Genomic DNA, 23,105 nt, shown 5'->3' with positions numbered 1-23,105 from the left:
AGAGCATTCATGAATTTTGACAATGGCTCAGTCGGTACGGTATTCAGTATTGATGGCACTTCTTTCGTCAAGCGCAACGGCGTTGAAGTGCCCTTGCGTGAAGAAATGCAGCTTCAACTCGGGGATGTGATCAAGTCGACTGAAAATGCCTTGGTGGTCATCAGCATTCCCGGAACACAACAGCAAATTCCGGCTTTTGTGGAAGTCTCCAATGGGGCCATGGCCAGTCTTGGCTTCAATCCCGATGCCGGAAGTGACGGACAGGTTGTGGTGTCCAATGTCGGAAATGGTCTGGGCAATATTGTTTTTATGTCCGAGTTCGATGGTGAAAACCAGGCCGCCGTCATGGAAGGGCAGGAAGGCAGTGAAGGCGCCATGGCCGGTTTGTTTGGAGCTGGTTTGCTGGGTGGTAGCGCGCTGGCGCCCGTTGCGGGCGCCGTGGGCGCAGCAGCCTTGTTTGCCGGGCTGGCTTCAGGCGACGACGAAAGTGCTCAAGGCGCGTCCTCTGGCACGCCTCCAGTAGATGACAACGGCAACCCCGGTGGTGGTTCAGGTGGTGGCTCGGGTGGCTCTGGTGGTGGTTCGGGCGGCGATTCCGGCAACGGTGCAGTCGAAAACGCGGGCGGCTTGTCTCAAACAGTGGGTGATCTGACCAACAATCTGCGTGATGTTACTGCGCCTGTTCCCGTGGTCAGTGATGTGGTCGACGCCGTGGGCGATGTGCTGGATGACGTGTTGACTGGCGACAACAACGGTGGTCTGGGCGGTATTTTGACTGGCTTGGGCGATGGCGTAAGCAACGGTTTGAATGGCACACCACTGGAGCCTGTTGGCAACGTACTGGACATGGTGTTGGGCACTGTGGGCGGTGGCCTTGGCATGGTGGCTGACCAGATCAGCAGTCTGGCCGATAACACACCGCTGGACCCACTGGCGAATCTGTTGGGTGATGTGCTGGGTCGTTCAGGCCCGAATGATGATGGCGGCATCGGTGGTGTTTTGGGCACCCTGACCAACGTCACTGACGGGCTTGCACAGTTGCTGGCTCCCGTACCTTTGCTGGGCGAACTGACCGGTACGCTTGGCAATACCGTGGATTCCGTGGTGTCCGGTGAAAACGGCGGTGGCCTCGGTGGTGTATTGGCCGGTTTGGGTGAAGGCCTTGAAACAGGCTTGGCGGGCACACCGCTGTCACTGTTGGGCGAGGGCGCAGATGCACTGTTGGGAACTTTGGGTGGTGCATTGGGCGGTGCCGGGGAACAGCTTTCGTCATTCGGTGAGGGCACACCTGCTGCAGGCCTGACCAGCCTGCTCGGTGACCTGCTGGGTACTGCCTCGGGTTCATTGGCCACGGCTGATTTGCTCGGTGGATTGGGCTCATCAATCTCAAGCAACCAGTCGGAGGGAAGTGGCCCATTCGCTGGAATTCCCTTGCTTGGAGATCTCACCAGAAATCTGGGGTAATTCCAGCCGCAATCTGGGTGGCAATTGCAGGCAATCGCGTGCAATTGCCTGATCCGGCAGTTTTTCAAGAATACTTACATGGCTTATTAGATTCCATCAGTTCATGTAATATTTAGTGGATCGCCACGTTCGGCCAACTCGATCCACGGACCTGTCATGAAAACCCGAATCACCGAAATGTTCAACATCCAATACCCCTTGGTGTGCCCCGGCATGACCTACGTGGCCAACGCAGACCTGGTGGCCGCTACCAGCAATGCGGGTGGTTTGGGCATCCTGGCGATCGGGCATTTGAATCCCGAAGAAACACTGGCTGAAATCCGCAAAGTCAAAAGCCTGACCAACAAGCCATTCGGCATTGGTTGCGCGCTTATCATGCCCGGTGCCCGGGAAAATCTTGAAGTGGCATTGAATGAAAAAGTGCCGGTGATCAACTTCAGCCTGGGCAGTGGTGCGGACGTTTGCAAGCGCGTGCATGAATATGGCGGCAAAGTGATCGCCACCGTGGTCAATGCCAAGCATGCCCTGAAGGCCGAGCAGGCCGGTGTGGATGCCTTGCTGGTAACCGGTCATGAAGCGGCAGCGCACGGCGGTGCAGTCACCTCGCTGGTGTTGGTGCCTGCCATTCGCCAGGTCACCAAGTTACCGATCATTGCAGCGGGTGGTTTTGGAACTGGCGGTGGGGTAGTGGCCGCACTGGCACTGGGTGCAGACGGCGTGGCCATGGGAACCCGCTGGGCGGCTACGAAAGAAAGCCCGGTGCACGCCAATACCAAGGAATTGATTGTCAAAAAGGAAGTGGAGGACACCATTTACAGCAAGAATTTCGACAGCATTCCTTGTCGGGTCATGACCACGCCCACATCCAAAAAAATCATGTCCAAGAAATTCAACCCGGTTCGTGCCATGTGGCGTGCCTACCTCGCGGCACGGGAAATGAACAAGCCCTTGCTGGGCATCGTCAAAGACGTGTTCAAGATGGGCCTTGAGCAAACCCTCACCGTGACCTTCTATGGCGCGGCTGTACTTCAAATCCGGAAAGCAACCATCGATGGAAACCACGCGCAGGGCGTCCAGCTGATTGGCCAGGTTCAGGGCTTGGTGCAAGACGTCCCCTCAAGCGAAGAGTTGACCCAGCGCGTCATGCGCGAGGTGCAGCAGGCCTTGGCCCATGTCAATTCACTGGCTGGCGAGGCCCCCTCAGCAGCCCACACAGGCGTTGACAGGATCAGTCGCATCGCTTGACCGGAATTGTCAATTTTTTGACCTTCGAAGTCGGGTTTTTTCTGCCCGGCTTCCTCTATGATCAAAGACTAAACAGAACAAAAAGCTTGACCCAAGCAAGTTTGGACATTCAGGAGGAGCACATGAAGACAGAACACGACTACATCGTGGTTGGCGGTGGATCCGGCGGTTGCGCCATGGCGGGCCGATTAAGCGAAGACTCAAGCCACGATGTGTGCCTGCTTGAAGCCGGTGGTGACGGCACTGGCAACCTGATCAACATCCCCAGTGGTGCCGTGGCAATGTTGCCCACCAAAATCAACAACTGGGCCTTTGAAACCACCCCACAGCCCGGCTTGAATGGCCGAAAAGGTTACCAGCCGCGCGGCAAGTGTCTGGGTGGATCATCGGCCATCAATGCCATGGTGTATGTGCGGGGCACTGCATCAGACTACGACCGTTGGGCCAATGAAGAAGGTTGCAGCGGTTGGTCTTACAAGGAGGTACTGCCTTACTTCAAGCTCAGCGAATGCAATGAACGAATTCGCGACGCTTACCACGGCAATGCAGGTCCCTTGAATGTAGCCGACCTGCGTTCGGACAACCCGTTTCAGCAAATCTATCTTGAAGCGGGCAAGCAGGCCGGTTTTAAAATCACGGACGACTTCAATGGCGCAGACCAGGAAGGTGTAGGCATCTACCAGGTCACCCAGAAAAACGGTGAACGCTGGAGCGCAGCGCGCGCTTACCTGTTTCCCCATCTGCACCGCAAGAACTTGACCGTGCACACCAAGGCCATGGTGCAGCGCGTGCTGTTTGAAGGCAAACGCGCTGTGGCTGTGGAAGTGGATTTGAATGGTCAACGCATCATCTTGCGCGCCCGCAAGGAAATCATTTTGACGGCCGGCGCCATTCAAACCCCGCAGCTGTTGATGGTGTCCGGTGTGGGTGACATGGATGAATTGGCCAGGAATGGCATTCAGGCTGTTCACCACCTGCCGGGTGTGGGCAAAAACCTGCAGGATCACCCTGACTTCATTTTTGGTTATTCCACAAAGAGCCTCGACACGCTTGGCCTGTCCATTCGCGGTGGCTTCCGTTTGTTGCGGGAAATTTTCCGCTACCGCAAAAACCGCCGCGGTGCACTGAGCAGCAATTTCGCAGAGGGCGGTGCCTTCCTGAAAACAAAACCGGAATTGAAAGACCCCGATGTACAGCTGCATTTTGTGGTGGCCATGGTGGATGACCATGCGCGCAAAATGCACATGGGCCACGGCTTTTCTTGCCATGTCTGTCTGTTGCGCCCACACAGCCGCGGCAGCCTGACCTTGCAGGGCAACAGCATGGACAAGCCACCGTTGATCGACATTGGCTTTCTGAAAGACCCACGCGATCTGGATGCCTTGGTGGACGGTTTCAAACTGACCCGCAAAATCATGCATGCACCAGCCATGGCCAAGTGGATTTTGAAAGACAAGTTCACGGAAGGTGTTCAAACCGACGCTGAAATTCGCGAAGTGCTGCGCAACCGTGTTGACACCGTTTACCACCCCACGGGCACCTGCAAAATGGGCACCGACGAGATGTCTGTAGTCGACCCGCAACTTCGCGTGCATGGCCTGACCGGCTTGCGAATTGTGGATGCATCGGTGATGCCAAGCCTGATTGGTGGCAACACCAATGCGCCCGTCATGATGATGGCCGAAAAGGCTGTTGACATGATCCGTGGTGTGTCGCGTGTCAAGGCAATTGAGCAGGCCGGGCAACTCGAATCAGGGCGGCGCGATCAGGTTGCGCAAGCCTTGACCCCTTTGCCGGTTTAAGAGGCCTATTCGTTGGATCAAGCTTTTGAATTGCTCTTTCGGGTGCGGTATGGTGAATGCGACGCCCAAGGCGTCGTGTTCAACGCGCGGTATGGAGACTACGTGGACCTCGCTGTCACCGAGTACCAGCGCGCGGCGGTGGGGGGGTATCAGGAACTGGTTCGCATGGGCTATGAAACCCAGGTGGTCCGAATGCTCACCGAATGGAAAAGCCCGGCACGTTATGACGATGTGCTGAAAGCCACTGTGGCACCAAGTCACTTTGGCAACACCAGTTTCAGCTTGACGATCGTGTTTGTGAATGCAGCCACCGGGGCTTTGATCGCCACTTCGCAGGGCACCTATGTGCTACTGAATGCCGAAACCTTCACCAAGCTTTCTATCCCTGCAGAATTGAAACGCGCCCTTCAAGAGGGCGCGCAAGGCAAGAAATTCAATCAGGCTGGCTAATGCGCTGACCCGCAGTGGCCAGGCTTCTGTTCTTGACGTAAATTGCCATATATGGCAATTTATAGGTCAAGGAGCTCCCCATGCGCAAAATTTCCAAAAACGCTCAAAAAATATTCAACCACGCCAAGGCCAATCCACGCCTTAGTGTTTATGAATTGGCTGCCGCGGTGGGTATCAACTACAAAAATGCACACGTTGCAGTGGCTTTTTGTGAAAAGTTGGGTTTCGTGAAAAGTGAACTCAGCGTCATGAACAACAAGTCTCGTCGTGAGGTTTTTGTAATTCCCGAGCTGCAAGACCTGGACATTTCAGAAGTGGTATTGGAGTCGGGTGACAAGTTGATTGACGCCAAGGCTGCAAACAGAAAGTGGTTTTTCCAACGACACGGAAGCATGGCTGTCATGCCCATGTTGAATGTTGAACTCGCCATTGAAAATGAGTCCTTTGACAAATGGTGAAACGTACACGCAGGTCTGTTCCCGAAACCCTCACACTTGAGCAAGTTATTTACATACTGGAGAAAGTAGATTTTGAAGAAGCTGTGCTTGTGGGCGGCCAGGCGGTCCTTCTGTATGCGCAAACCTACAAGCTTGGAAATAACATTGAGCTTGGTGTATCCGGCGATATTGACTTGATCGCCAAAGCCACAGTGGCCAGCAAGCTGGCTGCTTTGATCAAGAACAGTCAATTGACCATTGCAACGTTAGATAGCAACACTTTCAATACCGCTGTACTGGCTGTGGATTTGAATGATCAACTGTTTCTTCAAGTCGATTTTTTGAGCGCCATTGCAGGCTTGGATACTCACAAGGTGGAAAGTCGCACTGAAAAAATCCGCATTGGCGACGATTTCAAGTGCCGGGTTATCAATCCCTTGGACCTGTTAACAAGCAAGCTGCACAACCTGGCCAACATTCCTTCCAAACGGGATGAGCAAGGAAGAAATCAGGCAAAACTATCAATTGATATTGCCCATCACTACTTGAAATCGATTGTTGCCCACTCTGAAGTGTTGGGTTTAAAGGCTGTGGAAGCCCATTTTTCCAACTGCTGTACGGAAGCTTATGTGGTGGCGGATGTTGAGTACGGTCTTGATGCTTTTGCACTGATTGAAAAATTGGGGATCGTTCATGAAAGCTTCAATTCAGAACGATTTCCCCAAATGCATGCCTTTTATCTGAAACAAAAATCCAAACGGATTGCCTTGTTAAAGCGCCGAGAAGCGCTTGCAAACAGACCACAGAAACCCGCCTAAAGCTTCATTGCCCCAAATCATCAAGCTTGCAACGCATAACGCCGAATCATGCGTTCGCGCTTGCATGGCTGAATGTTGATCTTCTGGGCATTCTTTCCAGCCACGGCCAGCAACCTTGGGTTCATCACGGCAAACCACAGCGGTGGAACATACGCGATCAGGAACATGCCGAAATAACCGGAAGGCAGGCTGGGCAGTTCCGGAAAATCACGCAGGGATTGATAGCTGCGCGCCGGGTTGGCGTGGTGGTCGGAATGCCGCTGCAATTGAAACACCACCAGGTTGGACACCAGATGATTGCTGTTCCATGAATGGTGTGGCGCGCAGCGCTCGTACTGGCCATTGGGCAGTTTCTGACGCATCAGCCCGTAGTGTTCAATGTAATTGGCGCTGGTCAATTGGAATGCACCCCAGAATGCCACCACGGCCAGCACCGGCACCATCGGCCAGCTAAACAGGGCAAGCAAGGTGGTGTACAGCACAACTGTCATGGCACCCGCCTGAAGGATTTCATTGCCGACATTCCAGCGGCTTTTTCCTGCGCGTTCCAGGCGCTCACCTTCCAGGTGCCATGCGCGTTTGAATGCACCGGGAATTTCACGCAGCATGAATTCATAAATGTGCTCGCCCATGCGTGAAGTGGCCGGGTCTTCCGGTGTGGCCACATCGCGGTGGTGGCCCCGGTTGTGCTCAACCGAAAAGTGTCCATACCCACCCAGCGACAGGGTGAACAGGGCCAATGCCTTGTCCAGTTTGCGTTTCTTGTGGCCCATTTCATGGCCAAGGTTCAAACCGAAACCCAGCAGTGAACCGGTGGTAATCGCTACAGCCAACCAGTGCAGCCAGTGCAGGTCGTGCGTGGCGAGAAAAATCACATTGAACAGAAAACCGAAAGTGATGATGGGCACCAGCAGGTAAGTGATCACCTTGTAATACGCGGTGTTCTCCAGTTCAGGTACGGCCTGTTCAGGCGGGTTCTGTTTGTCTTCGCCAAACATGTAATCCAGTATTGGCAAACCCAGATAAAAGAAAGCCAGAAAAGCCCAAAGCCACTGCGTGTGGCCGGTGTACATGTACATGATCGGGCCCAGTGGGGCACCAAACGGCGCGATGACTGAAAGCAGCCACATGTATTTCTTCGGGTCTTTGTATTGAATTGCAGGCAGTGTGTGTTGTGTCATTCTTGTGCACCGGTTGTTCATGGTGAATTCATCTTAGGCCTGCAATGGAATGGACAACACCGCACAGGGTGGCATAACATCGTCATTAACTGACAAAAACAACAAGCAACACCCCACAGCGCGAGACACACGTTGACCCCACAAAGCCGTGCCCACACCAACACGCCACGCCAGGCTGCTTTGCACCCGGCGGCATTGCACCCGGTGTATGCGCGCCTGTTGTGTGCCGAATTGCAGCGCCGTGGTTTTGCACCCGCCGATATTCTGTCGGGTACTTCGCTTGACTGGGAACAGCTGCATGGCAGCAACCAGTTCATGGGTTTCGAGCCCATGCGCAAGTTGATTGAGCGCGGTATTGAACTGACAGGGTGCCCCTGGCTTGGTCTGGACGTGGGCTTGCGCACTCCGGCTTCAGCCCACGGCACGCTGGGTGCGGCCATGATCGCCAGCCGCAATTTGTCCAGCGGCATGTTGCTGCTGCAACGCTACGCCGCCTTGCGCCAGAACCTGGCCACCCTGCAATTTCAATATGAACCCGAGTTTGCAGCCGTGCTGGATGAATGGATGGACCTGGGCAGCGCGCGCGAATACCTGCACTGCCAGTTGCTGGGTGGTTTGGTGCAATTGCTCACCGCGCTGACTGGTCAGGAGTTGCCACCCATGCTTCGCATTGAATGGCCTTTTGCAAAACCCGAATGGGCCGCCGAATACCAGCGCATCGCGCACCACAATGAATTCGGCTTTCCGCAATTGCGTGTCGTGATGAACAAGTCACTGGTGAACAGCCCAAGCCTGGCTGCCGATGACGATGCCCTTCAACGTTTGCTTCGCGAATGCGATTTGCAACTGCAGCGTTTGCAGGCCGGTGGCACCTTGCGCCAGCGTGTATTCAGCCACCTGCAACAGGTGGAAGGGCACATGCCCACCTTGCAGGACATGGCTGAAAAAGAAAACCTGACCGAACGCACCTTCATGCGCCACCTTCAGGCCGAAGGCACCAGTTACCAGCAACTGCTGGATGATGTTCGGCAAGAGCGCGCCTGCTGGTTGCTGGAACACACCGACACCACGGTGGAGGCAATTGCCCATGCCCTGGGCTATGAAGACGCATCCAATTTCAGCCGCACCTTCAAACGGTGGTGTGGCCAAACACCGCGAGAATTCAAACTGTCCCGGCAACTGTCCGGATCCAAAACCAATTGATGGAGTGATGTGCAATGTCTGACCTGGTGCTGTGTACCATTGAACCCAACGGCGTGGCCCGCGTGTCGCTGAATCGCCCCGACCGCATGAACGCGCTGACAGCCGAGCTGTTTGATGACCTGATCCGTGTCGCGCTTGAATTGAAGGCCAACCCCGCATTGCGCGTGGTGGTGTTGCATGGCGAAGGCCGTGCATTTTCTGCGGGGCTTGACCTTGAAAACTTCAAGCAGATGGACAACCCTGACAGCCGCATTGCGCCCGGCAAGTTGGGTGCGCGCACCCACGGCGACTGCAACTTTTTCCAGTACGCCGCGCTGGTCTGGAATGACCTGCATGTGCCAGTGATCGCCGCCATTCACGGTGTGGCCTTCGGTGGTGGCCTGCAACTGGCTTTGGGTGCCGACATGCGCTTGATTGCACCCGATGCCAAAATGTCGGTGATGGAAGTGCGTTGGGGACTGGTGCCCGACATGGGTGGCATGTGGGTCTTGAAAAACCTGTTGCGTACTGATCAAATTGCCGACCTGGTGTTTTCTGGCCGGGTTGTGACTGCACCTGAGGCGGTTCACCTGGGGCTGGCCACGCGCATTGCCGAAGACCCGCTGGACGACGCCATGAACATGGCCAACAGCTTGGCCAACCTCAGCCCGAATGCATTGCGTGAAGCCAAGAACCTGATCAACTTCACCGCGCGCAATGACCGCTCGGCAATCTTGCAACGTGAATCGGATGTGCAGGACGAATTGATCGGCGGACCCGACCAGCGCGAAGCAGTGAATGCCTATCTCGAAAAACGCGCCCCTCAGTTCTGAGCAGGCGGTTTCCCGTTGATTTCAAAGGCGCCCACAATGGTGGGCGCTTTGGACAGGTGAAAGTCCAGTTTCCCGTTCCAGGCCTTGATGTAGCGGTAAAAGGGAATGGTGGGGTAAAGGTGGTGCACCAGGTGATAGTTCTGGTACATCAACAGCGGCGTCAACAGCCATTCCCAGCCTTTGCGAATCAGTGTGGCCTTGTAGATGTCTTCATCGGCACGCACCAGGGCCGGGTAGTGGGGCAATACCATGAACACCACGCACATCAGGAAGAATCCGCAATAAATCGGAATCAGCCACAGAACCAGCATGGCCATTGGTTCCATCACGAACAGGGCAATGATCACACCAAAGCCAATCGTGAATTCCCGAACGGTACTTCGCACAGAAATGCTGGGGCACTTGGCCGGGTTTCGCGCATATTGAAACAGGTACAGAAAAGGCCAAAAGCCCCACAAGGGCATCAGGTAAAAATGGCTCGACAGAAAATGGTCGGGGTCATTTTCTTCATTCGTGAAGCGGTGGTGCTGCATGTGCATCACACGCATCAATTGGCCTGAACCAAAGGGGATGACCACGAAGGTGGCAATGTACATCACCCATTCATTCACCGTGGAATTGGCCGAGGCATTGCGGTGCATGGATTCATGGGCTGGCGTGAACAGCATGTAAAGGCAAATGGAATTGACCACCGCACCCACCCATAAGGGAAGGTGTCCGGTGAAACAGGCCCAGCTTGTTGTGCCCATGATGCCATAGGCCACAACAAGCAGGATGACGGTAGGCCAGGCCACGGCAGGCGTTTTTCGCAGGGTCTGAATGATATTTTCGGACGTTTTTGTGGCGCAATCTTGCATGGCTTCATCCCCGGTGTTCAATCTGAATTAAGATTGGCACAGGCCCGGCAGGGCGGTAAGTGGCCTTGATTGCCAAAGCAGGGTCAAAAAGTGACGAATTATGTATTTATTGTCTGTGCCTTGTAATGTTAATCTTGACGACAAGAGACATAACACGCGGTAACAACCGCAATACCTAGAACAATGAGCTTGCAGCAAACCCCCGCTTTGCCATTCAATGCGGTGCGTCTGATTGTGCAAACAATGGGCGTGGCCGACAGTGAACTGATTCCGATGCTGGAAGGCACGGGCATTGACGCTGCGCAGCTTCTGGCCGACGAAGGCCATTTCAACTGGGCGCAATTGCAGGGCATTGTTCAGGCCGTTCTCTCCAGAAATCCACCTGACAGTTTGCCGCTGCAGGCCGGGCTACGGGGTGGCCCCGCCATTCACGGGGCCATGGGCATTGCGGCCATGACCAGCGACAACCTGGGCAATGCGCTGGACCTGTTCAAAACCTACATGGCCTTGCGTTCGCAGATTTTCGTGGTGAACCACGAACCCGATCATGGCGACTACAACGCACTGACTTTCAATTTTCTTCCGCCGGAAAGTCCGGTGCTGAATTTTTTGATCCAGGCCATTCTGGCCTCTGCGTTTTCAAGCACCCAGGCCTTGCTGGGTCAAACCTTGCGCGGTGCCGAAATTCATTTCACCTTTGCGGCACCGCCCGGCACAGAACATTTCAAGCTGGCTTTTCCCGGCAATCGCGTGTTGTTTGGCATGTCCGGCAATGCCATCCTGATTCCCAAATCGGTGGTTCGCCAGAAGTTGATTTCAAGTGATCGCCAAATGCATGCGCTGGCCTTGCAACAATGCCAGGCCATGTATGAAGCTCAACTGCGCAAAGGCACGGTGAGCGGTTTCGTGCTGGGCAAGTTGCATGAGGCGCAAATCAATGCGCAAAGCAATGCACCGGGCAAGCCGCACAATAAGGCAATTAGCCTGGAAGACATGGCACAGCACCTGAATTTAAGCCCCCGCACCTTGCTGCGTCGCCTGAAAGATGAAGGCACCACTTACCAGCAGTTGCTGGATCATGAAACCAGCCAGCGTGCTGTCACCTTGATGAACCGCCCGGGCTCTACCGTGGCGCAGGTGGCGGAACAGCTGGGCTATGCCGAACCGGTCACATTTCGCCGGGCCTTTCGCCGATGGTTCGGCGTATCGCCCTCTGAATACAAACAACTTCACCACTAAGGAATTCAAATGCCTGCAGCGCAACACGCCAAATTACTTGAGCCATTGAACCTGGGTTTCACCACCTTGAAGAACCGGGTCATCATGGGTTCCATGCACACTGGTCTTGAAGAAGAAGACCCCGCCAAGCTGGCCGCATTTTTTGCACGCCGCGCGCAGGGCGATGTGGGCCTGATGATCACCGGTGGCTTTGCAACTTCTGAAACAGCTGTGTTGTGGCCGGGTGCTGGCCGAATGACCAGCGAAGCCGATGCCTTGCGCCACCGCACAGTAACCGATGCAGTGCATGCCGCAGGCGGCAAAATTGCAATCCAGCTGTTGCACGCAGGCCGCCAGGCTTACAACGTCAACATGGTTTCAGCTTCTGCCAAGCAATCGCCAATTTTTCCGTTCACACCGCGTGCCTTGACAGCCGAAGAAATTGAACAGGAAATTGACGGCTTTGCCAGCGCTGCAGGTTACGCAAAAATGGCCGGTTACGACGGCGTGGAAGTCATGGGTTCCGAAGGCTATTTGCTGAACCAGTTCCTGACTGAACGCGGCAACGAGCGCACCGACGAATGGGGTGGCACTTTCGAAAAACGCATGCGCTTCCCGCTGGAAGTGGTGCGCCGCATTCGCGCCAAGGTCGGGGCAGAATTCATCATCGTGTACAGAATGTCCATGCTGGACCTGGTACCCGATGGCCAAAGCCTTGAAGAAACACTCATCTTGGCGCGTGAACTGGAAAAGGCCGGCGTCACCATTTTGAACACCGGCATTGGCTGGCACGAAGCAAAAATCCCGACCATCGCCACGCAGGTTCCTCGCGGTGCATTCACCTGGGCCACCCGCAAGATCAAGGAAGTGGTGTCCATTCCGGTGGCTGCATCCAACCGTTTGAACATGCCCGATGACGCCGAACGTGTTTTGCAAAATGGCGATGCCGACATGATCGCCATGGCACGCCCGTTCCTGGCCGACCCCGACTGGGTTCTGAAAACCAAGGAAGCCCGCGTCAATGAAATCAACACCTGCATTGGTTGCAACCAGGCTTGCCTGGACCACACTTTTGGTGGCAAGCGTTGCAGTTGCCTGGTGAACCCACAGGCCTGCCATGAAACCGAACTGGTGTTCGTCAAAACACCCGCCCGCAAGAAAATTGCCGTGGTGGGAGCAGGGCCTGCGGGCATGTCGTTTTCTCTCACTGCCGCGCAGCGCGGCCATGCGGTGACTTTGTTTGATGCATCCCCTGAAATTGGCGGGCAGTTCAACATTGCCAAGCAGGTGCCAGGCAAAGAGGAATTCCACGAAACCATTCGCTACTTCAACACCATGTTGAACAAGGAAGGTGTGCAGCTGAAATTGGGCCAACGCATCTCCGCTGATGATCTGAAAGATTTTGATGAAGTGGTGCTGGCCACTGGCATCATTCCGAATGTGCCAAGTTTGCCCGGCGTGGATCACCCCAAAGTCATGGGCTATCTCGATGTGCTGAAGCACGGCAAACCTGTTGGTCAACGCGTGGCCATTGTGGGTGGCGGTGGTATTGGTGTGGATACGGCAGAATTCCTAACCCACCACGGTTCCGAACAATCCCCTTCCACCAGCATTGAAGATTTCTGCGAATTCTGGGGCATTGATCGGGAGCAAAAAGCACGCGGCGGCATTGCCGGTGTGAAGGCGCAGCCCGAAGCGGCTACGCGTCAAATCACCATTCTGCAACGCAAGCCCAAGAAAATTGCAGGCCCCGGAAAAACCACGGGCTGGATCCACCGCGCTGCGCTGGAAGCCAAGGGCGTGCGCTTGATGTCCGGTGTGGAATACATTGGCGTGGAAGACGCAGGCCTGCGTATTCGCACCCCCGATGGTGCAGAACACCTGCTGGAAGTCGACAACGTGATTGTGTGTGCAGGCCAGCACCCCAACCGCGAACTGGAAGAATCGGTTCTCGCCATGGGTAAGCCGCTGCACATCATTGGTGGTGCATTCAAAGCGGCTGAACTGGATGCCAAGGAAGCCATCAACCAGGGTGCGCGACTTGCTGCCACGGTGTAACAAACGCCGTAAATGGCGTTACACACAGCGTTGCACACAGCGTTGTAAGCAGACAGCGTGACCGGGCAAGCTCAAGAAGGCCGTGTGGTATTTCCCACGGCCTACACCCGCATGCTTGCGCGCGAGCAGGGGCTGGATCACAAAGGCCAGCAACTGCTGCTGCGCGGCACGCGCCTGGGCCCGGCCGACCTGCTTGAACTGAACACCTTCATTGATGCTGAAACCCAGTCCGTGATTGTGCGCAATGCACTTCAAATCAGCCACAACCCGGCACTGGGTTTGCGCTGGGGTGCCAACCTGCACCTGGCTGCACACGGCCCTTTGGGTACACTCATCGCGTCTTCACCCACCCTGGGGCATGCGTGGAAAGCCACTGAAAAATTTCATGACATACGCGGTGGCTTTGCCCGAATGGAAGGGCACATTGCCAGTGACCACTTTGCGGTGATCATCAACATGGGCATTGAACTGGACGAAGTAGGGCGCTTTTTTTGTGAAGCGGTACTGGCCACCATGGTCAACCACCTAGGCATGATCATCGGGAAATCCGACCCCGCACTGCGGGTCGAGTTGGCGTATTCTGCCCCCGTGCATGCCCAACAATATCCAGCATACCTGCATGCCCCCTGCGTTTTCGGAAAGTCACGCACAAAAATCGTGATTCCCCATGGCCTGGCCTTGATGCCCAACCCACTGGCCTGTGCAGAAACCTATGCCATGGCGCTGGCCCGTTGCGAGCAGATTTTGCTGGAACAAAAACGCCCCAGCACCTGGTCTGCCCGAGTCACCGAACTACTGCGCACCAACCCCGGCCAAATCTGGACCTGTGAGCAGGTGGCAAGCCACTTCCACCTGTCGTCCCGCACGCTGATGCGCTACCTGCGCGATGAAAACACCAGCTACCAAACCCTGCGGGATTCCGAACTGGGAAGGCAGGCCAAACTCAGCCTTATGGTCAGCACCAACACAGTGGAATCAGTTGCCTTGAGCCTGGGCTATCAAGAGGCCTCCAATTTCCGCCGCGCATTCAAGCGCTGGTTTGGCATCACACCCCAAGACTTCCACGCGGAGAATCAGAAAGGCAGGTAAAATTCGCCAGCTTGTCGCTATTTACCCCCATTGTGTCCAGCATTGCCCTTGGCTCGGTTGTCCCGGCGCGCCATGATGGGTTCATGAGTTCAATGTCCAAATCCATCCGCCTGTTTTTACGCCTCTGCCAAGGCCGTTTGCTGGCCGCCCGCAATCCTGAAAAGGTATGGCGCGTGGGCGCACAGCTAACCAATATGTTGCAGGGCTTGTCCCGCATGCCCAGTGGCTGCACTGTTAACCACAGGGTGGTCAATGGCATTGCCATCGAGGTGATTGAAAACACCAACGCGGGTGCGAATCCCGATCAAACCCTGTTGTTTCTTCATGGTGGCGGTTTTGCATTTGGAAGTGCCGCAAACTACCGCGCCTTCGTGGCCCGGCTTTGCAAAAAGGCCGGTGTGGCCCGGGCTTGGGTGCCTGACTACACCCTCATGGGCCAGGCTCCATTTCCGGCTGGCCTGAATGATGTCATTGCCGTGTGGAAAGGCCTCTTGCAGGAAAGAGGGCAGGATGAACTGCTGCTGGGTGGTGATTCCGCGGGCGGCAACCTGAGCCTGGCTTTGTGCCACGTGCTTAACCGGGAAGGTTTGAAACTGCCTGCACGCGTGTACCTCAGTTCGCCCTGGCTTGACCCGTCCATGGGCATGGACGATTGTCGCCCCTCTGTAAATGACGCCTTTCTTGGCCCCGACCTTGCGCGCGCCCAAGACTGGTTGAAGCGAATTTTTGCAGCACCTTACACCACCGGGCACAACCCGCAAGACCCGTTGATTTCGCCCTTGCTGGGGGACCTGTCGCGCCTGCCCCCTGTGTATGTGCAATGCGCAGCCAACGAGGTGTTCATGATCGACAGCCTGCGCCTGGTTCGCGAGGCGCAAAAACTTGGCACCGTGTGCCATGTCGACGTGTGGCTTGGGCTGTTTCACGATTTCATTTTGTGTTCGCCGCGCATGCCTGAAGGGCGCGCCGCATTCACTTCCGCTGCCGCTTGGATCGGGCAGGGTAAGTTGTATCGGCCACCGGAATTTCAATCGCGCATCCGGCAATTGTCCGCCCCTGTCCAACAACCTGTTGTCTGATTTTTCAACCACGAGTCCACATGTACACCACCTACTTCAACGAGACACACGACGAAGCACGCCGCAACATTCGCAGGTTTGTGGAGCGTCACATTCAACCCCACATCAATGAATGGGAAGAGGCGGGCACATTTCCGCGTGAAGTGTACAAACTGGCCGGGGAGGCTGGAATTCTGGGTATTGGTTACCCGGAGGCCTACGGTGGCAATTCCGAGGGCGACTATTTCATGAGCCTGGTGGCCACAGAAGAATTGTTACGCGCCGGTTCTGGCGGCTTTTTTTCCAGCCTGATGTCGCATGGCATTGCCTTGCCACCCATTGCGAAGTGGGCCAGCCCCGAGATGAAAGAACGCATTGTGCCACCCGTGTTGCAAGGTGAAAAAATCATCGCACTTGCTGTGACCGAGCCAGGTGGTGGGTCAGACGTTGCGAATTTGAAAACCCGCGCCGTGGATTGTGGCGACCACTACAAGGTGTCGGGTTCCAAAACCTACATCACGTCCGGCATTCGGGCCGACTATTACACCGTGGCCGTGCGCACAGGTGGCGAAGGTTATGGCGGCATCAGCATGCTGTTGATGGAAAAAGGCATGCCCGGTTTCACAACTGGCCAACCCTTGAAGAAAATGGGCTGGTGGTGCAGCGACACGGCCGAACTGTTTTTTGACAACGTGGTGGTGCCCAAGCAAAACCTGATCGGGATCGAGAACGGTGGCTTCATGATGATCATGACCAACTTCGAAGCCGAACGCCTGGGCTTGGCCTGCTATGCCAACACCCTGTCTGAACTGGCCTTGAATGAAGCACTGGCTTATGCAAAAAACCGCAGCACCTTTGGCAAGCCCTTGAGCAAGCACCAGGTAATTCGCCACAAGCTGGCCGACATGGCCACCCAACTGGAAGCCAGCCGTGAATTCACCTACCGCGTGGCCGCGCGCATGCAGGCTGGCAAGCCTGCCTTGAAGGAAGTGTCGATGGCCAAGAACTTTGCCACCAAGACATCCGACTTCATCACTTACGAAGCGGTGCAGATTTTCGGCGGCATGGGCTTCATGCGCGAAAGCCTGGTGGAGCGTTTGTACCGCGACAACCGCATCGCCTCCATTGGTGGCGGAACCTATGAAATCATGAATGAAATCATTGGCAAGCAATTGGGCCTGTAAAAATTCCACCTGTAGAAATTCGACTTATAGATATTGGACCTATAGATTTTGGACTATTGAGCAGACTCAATAGCCAACTCAATAGCCAACGGAGAACACACATGCTTGCAGACTATCCATTGAAGTACCTGGCCTTGCATTGGCCCAACATCCGTTCCATGGGTTGGGCGGCCATTCGCAATGCAACACCGTTGACCCGCCCCGGCCATTTGCCGGAACTGCCGGTTCACCTGGATGCCCGCATTGGCGCCCTGAATAATGAACTGGTGGACCAATACGCCGCTTGGGCGGGTGCCCCTGCGCAACGCTATGCCAAGGCCTTGCCACCCCATTTTTGCAGCCACTGGGCCATGCCGATGTTGGCGAAGCTGGGTAGCCTGGCACCCTACAATTTGTTGTCGCTGCTGAACCAGGGTTTGCGCATGCAGATTCACCAACCCTTGCAGCGTGATGATGCCATCGCCCTGCACGGCAGCTTGATGGAAGTCAGCGACGATGGCGACAAGGTGCGCATTCACACCCGTGTGCAGGCCAGCAACCCGAAAGGCGAACTGGCGGTGGTCATCGACAGCTATTCCACAGTACCCCGTGGAAAGCCGGCTTCAAAAAGCAAACCCGTCAAGCGCGATGAATTTGAATTCAATACCGTGGGCCAGTGGCATGCGGAAGAAGAAGACGGCCTTGCCTTCGCCATGCTGACGGGCGACTTCAACCCCATTCACACCCTGAAAGCCGTGGGCAAACGCACCCGCTTCAAAAGCTGCATTTTGCATGGCTTTGGGCAGTTGGCCCGCACCTGGGAAGTACTTCACAATGCGTCGTTCAGCATTGCAGACATTGATGTGCGCTGGATCAAGCCGTTGCCCTTGCCCAACTCGGGCATGCAGGTACAGGTTAGTGCCAAAAAAGATTCGGAAGGCTACACCCAGTTGCGGGTGGCCGCTGCCGATGGCACCTTGCACATGGTGGGCCGCTTCAAATGAAATCAGAAATGAAGTCCAGCATGCAGTCTATTAATAAAGCAGTGATTGTGGATGGTGTGCGCACCCCATTTCTGGATTCCGGCGGTGCCTATTCGCAGTTGATGACCTACGAACTGGGCGGCAAGGCCATCGCAGGGTTGGTGGAAAAAACCGGAATCGACAAAGGCAGCATCGACCTGGTCACCATGGGCACCGTGCTGCATGAAATTGAAACATCCAATGTGGCCCGCGAAAGCATGCTCAGTGCAGGCCTGCCTTCACACATTCCGGCTTACACCACCTCCATGGCGGGTTTGTCAGCCAGCGTGGGTTTTGCCAACCTGTGCGACATGATTGCACTGGGTCGAATTGAAGTGGGCATTGCCGCCGGTGTGGAAAGTTTTTCCGACATTCCCATCCGCTATTCGCAAAAAATTCGGCGTGCAGCCATGAAGGTTCGGCAAGACAGTTCGGCCAAAAACATTCTGAAAAATCTGGCCAGCCTTCGACCAGCTGACCTGAAACCGGAAATGCCCACCGGCACCGATTTCACCACCCGCAAAACAATGGGCGTGTGCGCCGAGCAAATGGTGGAAAAATTCAATGTCAGCCGCGAGGCTTGTGATGCCTTCACAGTGCGCAGTCACCAACTGGCCATTCAAGCCATTGAACAGGGTTTGTTTGCAGATACCATCGTGCCTGTGCAGGTGCCAGGTTCTTCCACAACCGTCAAACACGACAACACACCGCGCAAAAACAGCAACATGGAGCAACTGGCTGGCATGCGCTCCATTTTCAGCAAAAGCGGCGTGATCACGGCTGCCGGTTCATCCCGTTTTACCGATGGGTCTGCCGCCTTGATGGTCACCAGCCTGCAAGCGGCCACGCGCCTGGGCTTGACGCCTCTGGCCGAGGTGGTGGATTACCAACTGTCTGGGGTGAACAGCCTGGAGCAGGAAATGCTGCTGGGCCCTGCGGTGTCGATACCGAAACTGCTGGCCCGCAATGGCTTGACCATGAACGACATCGATGTGTGGGAACTTCACGAAGCTTTTGCAGCCCAAGTGCTGGTAAACATCGCGTGCATGGAACGCCCTGAATTTGCCGCCGAATACCATGGTGGCAAAACGCCGGGTGAGTTGCCAATCGACAAGTTGAATTCCTGGGGTGGCTCGCTGTCCCTGGGAAATCCGTTTGCAGCTACAGGCATTCGCCTGTTGACTACGGCCGCGCGAAGATTACAGCATGAAAAGAAACGGTATGCTGTTGTATCAAGTTGTGCCGGTGGTGGTTTGGGTGCTGCCATACTGCTTGAAAACACGCAGCATTAAAAAAACAAAACAATAGACGGGAGACAAGAACATGAGTGCAGCGCAGTACGAGAAATTTGAAACCCTGCTGGATTGCCTGGACCACTGGGCCAGCGTGCAACCCAACAAGGTGTATTTCACACAGCCATTTTCAGCGGAAAAAACCGTGGACTACACCTGGGCCCAGGTGGCTGACCAGGTCAACCGCATGGCTGCCTACCTGCAATCACTCAACCTGCCTGAAAAAACCCACATCGGCATCCTGGGTAAGAACAGTGCGCACTGGATCATGGCCGACCTGGCCATTTGGCGCGCAGGGCATGTGTCCATCCCCCTGTATCCCACACTGAACGCAGAAACTGCGGAATATGTACTGGACAACAGCGACGCCAAAATGATTTTCATCGGCAAGATGGACGAGCTGTGGCGCGTCGTGGAAAAAGGTATTCCACTGGACATGCCCACCATCACCTTGCCATTGGCCCCGCAGTTGAAACACGCCAAACAATGGGATGCCATTGTTGCAGCCACTGCGCCAACCACCAAGCCTGTCAAGCGCAACAAAGATGAAATGGCCACCATGCTGTACACATCGGGTAGCACCGGCAAACCCAAAGGTGTGATGATTTCTTTCAACGCCATGATCAGCGCCTTGCGCGGTACCTCGCAGGTGATGTCGTTCAACAGCACCGATCGAATGATTTCCTACCTGCCATTGGCCCACGCGGCCGAGCGCGCCATTCTGGAAACCGGTTCGCTGTTTTATGGCTTCCACGTGTATTTCTCGTTCGGGCTCGACAGTTTTATTCAAGACTTGCAACGCGCGCGCCCAACCCTGTTTTTCTCTGTGCCGCGCTTGTGGACCAAGTTCTACAACGGCATTTGCGGAAAAATTCCGCTCGGTGTTCAACACATCATTTTCCGCATTCCGGTGTTGTCGGGCTTGTTCAAGAAATTCCTGCTAAAAAAGCTGGGCTTGGCCGAAGTGCGCATGGCCTTGAGTGGTTCAGCGCCGCTGGCACCTGCCTTGATGTCCTGGTATCGCAACCTGGGGCTGGACTTGCTTGAAGGCTATGCCATGAGCGAGAACTTCGCCTATTCTCACTGCAGCCTGCCCGGCAAGGTGCGCGTGGGTTACGTGGGCAATACTTATCCCGGTGTTGAATGCAAGATTTCCGAAGTGGGTGAAGTGCTGGTGAAAAGCCCGTGCAACATGATGGGCTATTACAAAAACCCCGAGCTGACCGCAGAAAGCTACACCGAAGACGGATTTCTCAAGACCGGTGACATGGGCGAAATTGACGCACAAGGGCGCTTGAAAATCACTGGCCGCGTCAAGGAACTGTTCAAGACCAGCAAGGGCAAATACATAGCACCTGTGCCCATTGAAAACCGTTTGAACGGCCATGAACTGATCGAAGCCGTGTGTGTCACTGGCCCCTCGTTTTCCCAGCCTTTTGCATTGGTAATGCTGCCACTTGAAGAGCACAAAAAGCTTGAACAAAACCCGGGCGAGGCAAGCCATGTTGAAAGCGAAATGACTGAATTGCTGGCCCATGTGAACGGCCAGCTGGAAGCGCATGAAAGGCTCAGTTGCATTGTCGTGGTGAAAGACATCTGGAGCATGGAAAACGGCTTCCTGACCCCCACCATGAAAATCAAGCGCAACGTGATTGAAGCGAATTACCTGCCCAAGGCCGAAGGCTGGGTGGCCCTCAAAAAGCCTGTGGTAATCGAGTCCTGATTTCAAGTGAACTCATTTTAAGTTTCAAGCACCACAAAAAAACACCCCGCGCAGTTTTCACCGTGCGGGGCCATGTGGGGCAAAAAATGAAAAATGATCAACTCGACTTGGTGCACAAGCGGGTGCACCACTTACTTCACAACTTAATGCTTAAATCACTGCATTAATTCATCATGGACTGCACCTTCGCCTGCAATTGAGGGTCGCTTTGCACAGCCATCGCAATCTGGTTGTAAGTTTCCACTTCCAGGCCAGAACCTTTCACCACTTCCATCATTTTCTCGGAAGCTTCCTGTTGCAGCTGGGCAGCCTTTTCAGGTTCCTGTGTGGACTGCACGCGCTGGGAATATTCCGAGCGAATATCGTCCAGCGGCTTTTGGACACCGGCGAATTTTTCCAGGTCCGAATTTCTGAAGTTTTGAGCAGAGGATTCTGCTGGCGCGGTGCTGGCCGCCGGTGAATTTTGTCCTGGTACAGCAGAGCCTGCCTGTTGAGCAAACGCAGTGGCACCAAAACCCATGGATGCAGCAATCAAAACGGTGGTGATTTGTTTTCTCATATCAAATACTCCTTTTGAAAAATAGCCTCCTTACCTATGCCAGTACCGTGCCAGAGCATCGAAAAAATTTTCAAGTTGTTGATAGTAATGAAAATAAACCAATTTACGCAGGCGCCGGGCAGAGCGGAGTGGGGCCGCAAAACTCCCGATTGATGTGCCACAATGGCACATGTATCCAAAATGCAGCCTGTCTGCTTCCAAGATGATCCACAAACTGTTTGGCAATTTGCGCATGGTGTTGTTGATTCAGGTCGGCCTCCCCGTGCTTGTTTTATTGGGCACGGTCTTGATGCTGGGCTTGGGTTTTATCAACACCTTGGCAGAAGAACGCTTGCAGAATGATTTGAAACAGGTGGCGCGCGCCATTCGCCTGCCGGTCAGCACGGCACTTGAAACCAAGAACTTTGACCAGTTGAACACCAGCGTGGAATCGGTGTTCTACATCAACGAGGTGTATGGCGCTTACCTGTTCGATGCGAACGGCAATTTTCTCGTGTCGCTGGGTGCTGTTGAACCCTCGCAGGCCCAGGCCAACCGCGCCATTGAAAAAACCCTGCACGGTGAATTTGAGCAATATGAAAACATCAGTGGGCGCAGTGTGTACTCATTTTTTCTGCCCCTGTTTGATTTGTCGGGCAGGCCCAGCGGCCTGTTGCAGGTTACCCGCCTGAAAAGCGGCATCGAAGATGAACTGTCCAAGATCAGGCTTGTTGCATGGTCTGGTTTCGCGGGCGTGGCGGTGTTGATTATCCTGGTGCTGACGTGGACCCACCGGCGTGCCATTGGGGCCCCGGTCAACCGATTGCTCAACGGCATGCAGGAAATTGAAGCGGGCAACATCAGCCACCGTTTGCAGGCCACAGGGCCGCATGAAATCAAAAGTCTGGTTGCAGGCTTGAACGGCATGCTCGATTCCATTCAGGCGGCTGAACAACTGGCCGCGCGACAACGCCTTGCCCAAGCGGCCATGGCAGAAAAACTGCGGCAGTCGGAAACACTGGCGGCCTTGGGGCAATTGTCGGCGGGTGTCGCGCATGAACTGGGCGCACCCCTCACCGTGATCGACGGGCGGGCCCAGCGTTTGATGCGTGAACTTGATGGCCCCGATCAGGCAAGGCAACTGACAGACATTCGAAACCAGGTGCAGCGCATGACACGCATTGTTCGCCAATTGCTGGACTACGGGCGAAGTTCAATGAACTATCGCCAGCCCATTGCACTGGATTCACTGGTTCGCACTGCAGTAAAACAGCAGGACCAGGACGAAGCTCGAACCTTAATCCAGCAAGGCCCAACCCTGTTCATCAACACCGACCATTCCAGCATGGATCAGTTACTGTCCAACCTGCTGCGCAATGCCTGGCAAGCAAACCCTGAAGGCACAGTAACGATTGGCTGGGAAGAAGCGTCGCGGCAGGAAGTATTGATCTATGTGCAAGACGATGGGCCGGGTATTCCGGTGGATCAGCGTGAACGGGTGTTGCAGCCTTTCGTAACCAGCAAAACACCGGGCGAGGGCAGTGGGCTGGGTTTGGCCATCGTGCAACGCATTGTGCGTGAACACGGCGGGCGTATTCAAATCACCGACAACCCGGCCGGGCAGGGCGCCCGTATTGAACTGGTATTTCCTTTGACAGCAAAACAGGAAGGTTGA

The 23,105-nt window shown here is 55.0% G+C and carries 20 protein-coding genes; 17 read left to right on the top strand and 3 right to left on the bottom strand.

The features are described 5' to 3' along the window. Positions 1-9 precede the first annotated feature (9 nt). From RGQ30_RS11220 to RGQ30_RS11195, 6 genes are all read left to right on the top strand, one after another. Positions 10-1,464, top strand: coding sequence for a hypothetical protein (locus tag RGQ30_RS11220; RefSeq protein ID WP_130555831.1), 1,455 nt, complete (start codon positions 10-12; stop codon positions 1,462-1,464). A 156-nt stretch (positions 1,465-1,620) separates the two neighbouring features. Then, entirely contained in the window at positions 1,621-2,709 is a 1,089-nt protein-coding gene (locus RGQ30_RS11215; RefSeq protein WP_130555832.1) for an NAD(P)H-dependent flavin oxidoreductase, read from the top strand. A 122-nt stretch (positions 2,710-2,831) separates the two neighbouring features. Beyond that, a complete protein-coding gene (locus tag RGQ30_RS11210; RefSeq protein WP_298216221.1) occupies positions 2,832-4,511 on the top strand; it encodes a GMC family oxidoreductase in 1,680 nt (559 codons plus the stop codon). 12 nt (positions 4,512-4,523) lie between these two features. Continuing rightward, positions 4,524-4,961 carry an acyl-CoA thioesterase gene (locus RGQ30_RS11205; RefSeq protein ID WP_130555833.1) on the top strand — a complete coding sequence of 146 codons (438 nt, stop codon included), beginning with the start codon at positions 4,524-4,526 and terminating at the stop codon, positions 4,959-4,961. Positions 4,962-5,041: 80 nt separating this feature from the next. Next, positions 5,042-5,419 carry a winged helix-turn-helix transcriptional regulator gene (locus RGQ30_RS11200; protein ID WP_130555834.1) on the top strand — a complete coding sequence of 126 codons (378 nt, stop codon included), beginning with the start codon at positions 5,042-5,044 and terminating at the stop codon, positions 5,417-5,419. Then, positions 5,413-6,216 carry a hypothetical protein gene (locus RGQ30_RS11195; protein ID WP_130555835.1) on the top strand — a complete coding sequence of 268 codons (804 nt, stop codon included), beginning with the start codon at positions 5,413-5,415 and terminating at the stop codon, positions 6,214-6,216. The genes RGQ30_RS11200 and RGQ30_RS11195 overlap by 7 nt, the downstream gene beginning before the upstream one ends. A gap of 20 nt (positions 6,217-6,236) precedes the next feature. Here RGQ30_RS11195 and RGQ30_RS11190 read toward each other — a convergent pair whose 3' ends face one another. Further along, entirely contained in the window at positions 6,237-7,397 is a 1,161-nt protein-coding gene (locus tag RGQ30_RS11190; protein WP_130555836.1) for an alkane 1-monooxygenase, read from the bottom strand. A gap of 132 nt (positions 7,398-7,529) precedes the next feature. On the opposite strand from RGQ30_RS11190, the gene RGQ30_RS11185 reads away from it, so the two are divergent. After that, the gene (locus tag RGQ30_RS11185; RefSeq protein WP_130555837.1) at positions 7,530-8,600 is read left to right on the top strand and encodes a helix-turn-helix transcriptional regulator; all 1,071 of its coding nucleotides are present in this window, start codon (positions 7,530-7,532) and stop codon (positions 8,598-8,600) included. Positions 8,601-8,614: 14 nt separating this feature from the next. Continuing rightward, a complete protein-coding gene (locus tag RGQ30_RS11180; protein WP_130555838.1) occupies positions 8,615-9,412 on the top strand; it encodes a crotonase/enoyl-CoA hydratase family protein in 798 nt (265 codons plus the stop codon). Here RGQ30_RS11180 and RGQ30_RS11175 read toward each other — a convergent pair. Continuing rightward, on the bottom strand, positions 9,403-10,269 hold the full coding sequence (locus tag RGQ30_RS11175; protein WP_130555839.1) for a fatty acid desaturase: 867 nt from the start codon (positions 10,267-10,269) through the stop codon (positions 9,403-9,405). The two genes, RGQ30_RS11180 and RGQ30_RS11175, sit on opposite strands and share 10 nt — an antisense overlap. A 189-nt stretch (positions 10,270-10,458) precedes the next feature. Here RGQ30_RS11175 and RGQ30_RS11170 point away from each other — a divergent pair, with 189 nt between their 5' ends. The 8 genes from RGQ30_RS11170 (at position 10,459) to RGQ30_RS11135 (ending at position 20,892) form a co-directional block, all read left to right on the top strand. Next, positions 10,459-11,508, top strand: coding sequence for an AraC family transcriptional regulator (locus tag RGQ30_RS11170; RefSeq protein WP_338284419.1), 1,050 nt, complete (start codon positions 10,459-10,461; stop codon positions 11,506-11,508). 9 nt (positions 11,509-11,517) lie between these two features. Further along, positions 11,518-13,545 carry an NADPH-dependent 2,4-dienoyl-CoA reductase gene (locus RGQ30_RS11165; RefSeq protein WP_130555841.1) on the top strand — a complete coding sequence of 676 codons (2,028 nt, stop codon included), beginning with the start codon at positions 11,518-11,520 and terminating at the stop codon, positions 13,543-13,545. A 57-nt stretch (positions 13,546-13,602) separates the two neighbouring features. Beyond that, positions 13,603-14,634: an AraC family transcriptional regulator gene (locus tag RGQ30_RS11160; protein WP_130555842.1), complete on the top strand. Its 1,032-nt coding sequence runs from the start codon at positions 13,603-13,605 to the stop codon at positions 14,632-14,634. Positions 14,635-14,717: 83 nt separating this feature from the next. Further along, positions 14,718-15,713: an alpha/beta hydrolase fold domain-containing protein gene (locus RGQ30_RS11155; RefSeq protein ID WP_130555843.1), complete on the top strand. Its 996-nt coding sequence runs from the start codon at positions 14,718-14,720 to the stop codon at positions 15,711-15,713. Between the two features lie 20 nt (positions 15,714-15,733). Continuing rightward, positions 15,734-16,876 (top strand): acyl-CoA dehydrogenase family protein, encoded by a 1,143-nt coding sequence (locus RGQ30_RS11150; protein ID WP_130555844.1) that lies wholly within the window; start codon positions 15,734-15,736, stop codon positions 16,874-16,876. A gap of 101 nt (positions 16,877-16,977) precedes the next feature. After that, positions 16,978-17,859 (top strand): MaoC family dehydratase, encoded by an 882-nt coding sequence (locus RGQ30_RS11145; protein WP_130555845.1) that lies wholly within the window; start codon positions 16,978-16,980, stop codon positions 17,857-17,859. A gap of 20 nt (positions 17,860-17,879) precedes the next feature. After that, positions 17,880-19,169: a thiolase family protein gene (locus tag RGQ30_RS11140; RefSeq protein ID WP_338284417.1), complete on the top strand. Its 1,290-nt coding sequence runs from the start codon at positions 17,880-17,882 to the stop codon at positions 19,167-19,169. Between the two features lie 31 nt (positions 19,170-19,200). Then, complete coding sequence (locus RGQ30_RS11135) at positions 19,201-20,892, top strand: AMP-binding protein (RefSeq protein WP_130555847.1); 1,692 nt, start codon at positions 19,201-19,203, stop codon at positions 20,890-20,892. Between the two features lie 163 nt (positions 20,893-21,055). Here the strand turns inward: RGQ30_RS11135 and RGQ30_RS11130 are convergent, their stop codons facing one another. Further along, positions 21,056-21,451, bottom strand: a complete 396-nt coding sequence (locus tag RGQ30_RS11130; RefSeq protein ID WP_130555848.1) for a DUF4168 domain-containing protein — start codon at positions 21,449-21,451, stop codon at positions 21,056-21,058. Between the two features lie 169 nt (positions 21,452-21,620). Between RGQ30_RS11130 and RGQ30_RS11125 the strand changes: the two genes are divergently transcribed. Next, entirely contained in the window at positions 21,621-23,105 is a 1,485-nt protein-coding gene (locus tag RGQ30_RS11125; RefSeq protein WP_338284416.1) for a sensor histidine kinase, read from the top strand.

It is taken from the genome of Limnobacter thiooxidans (assembly GCF_036323495.1).
Taxonomy (GTDB): domain Bacteria; phylum Pseudomonadota; class Gammaproteobacteria; order Burkholderiales; family Burkholderiaceae_B; genus Limnobacter; species Limnobacter thiooxidans.
This window is presented reverse-complemented; position numbering and strand designations above follow the sequence as displayed.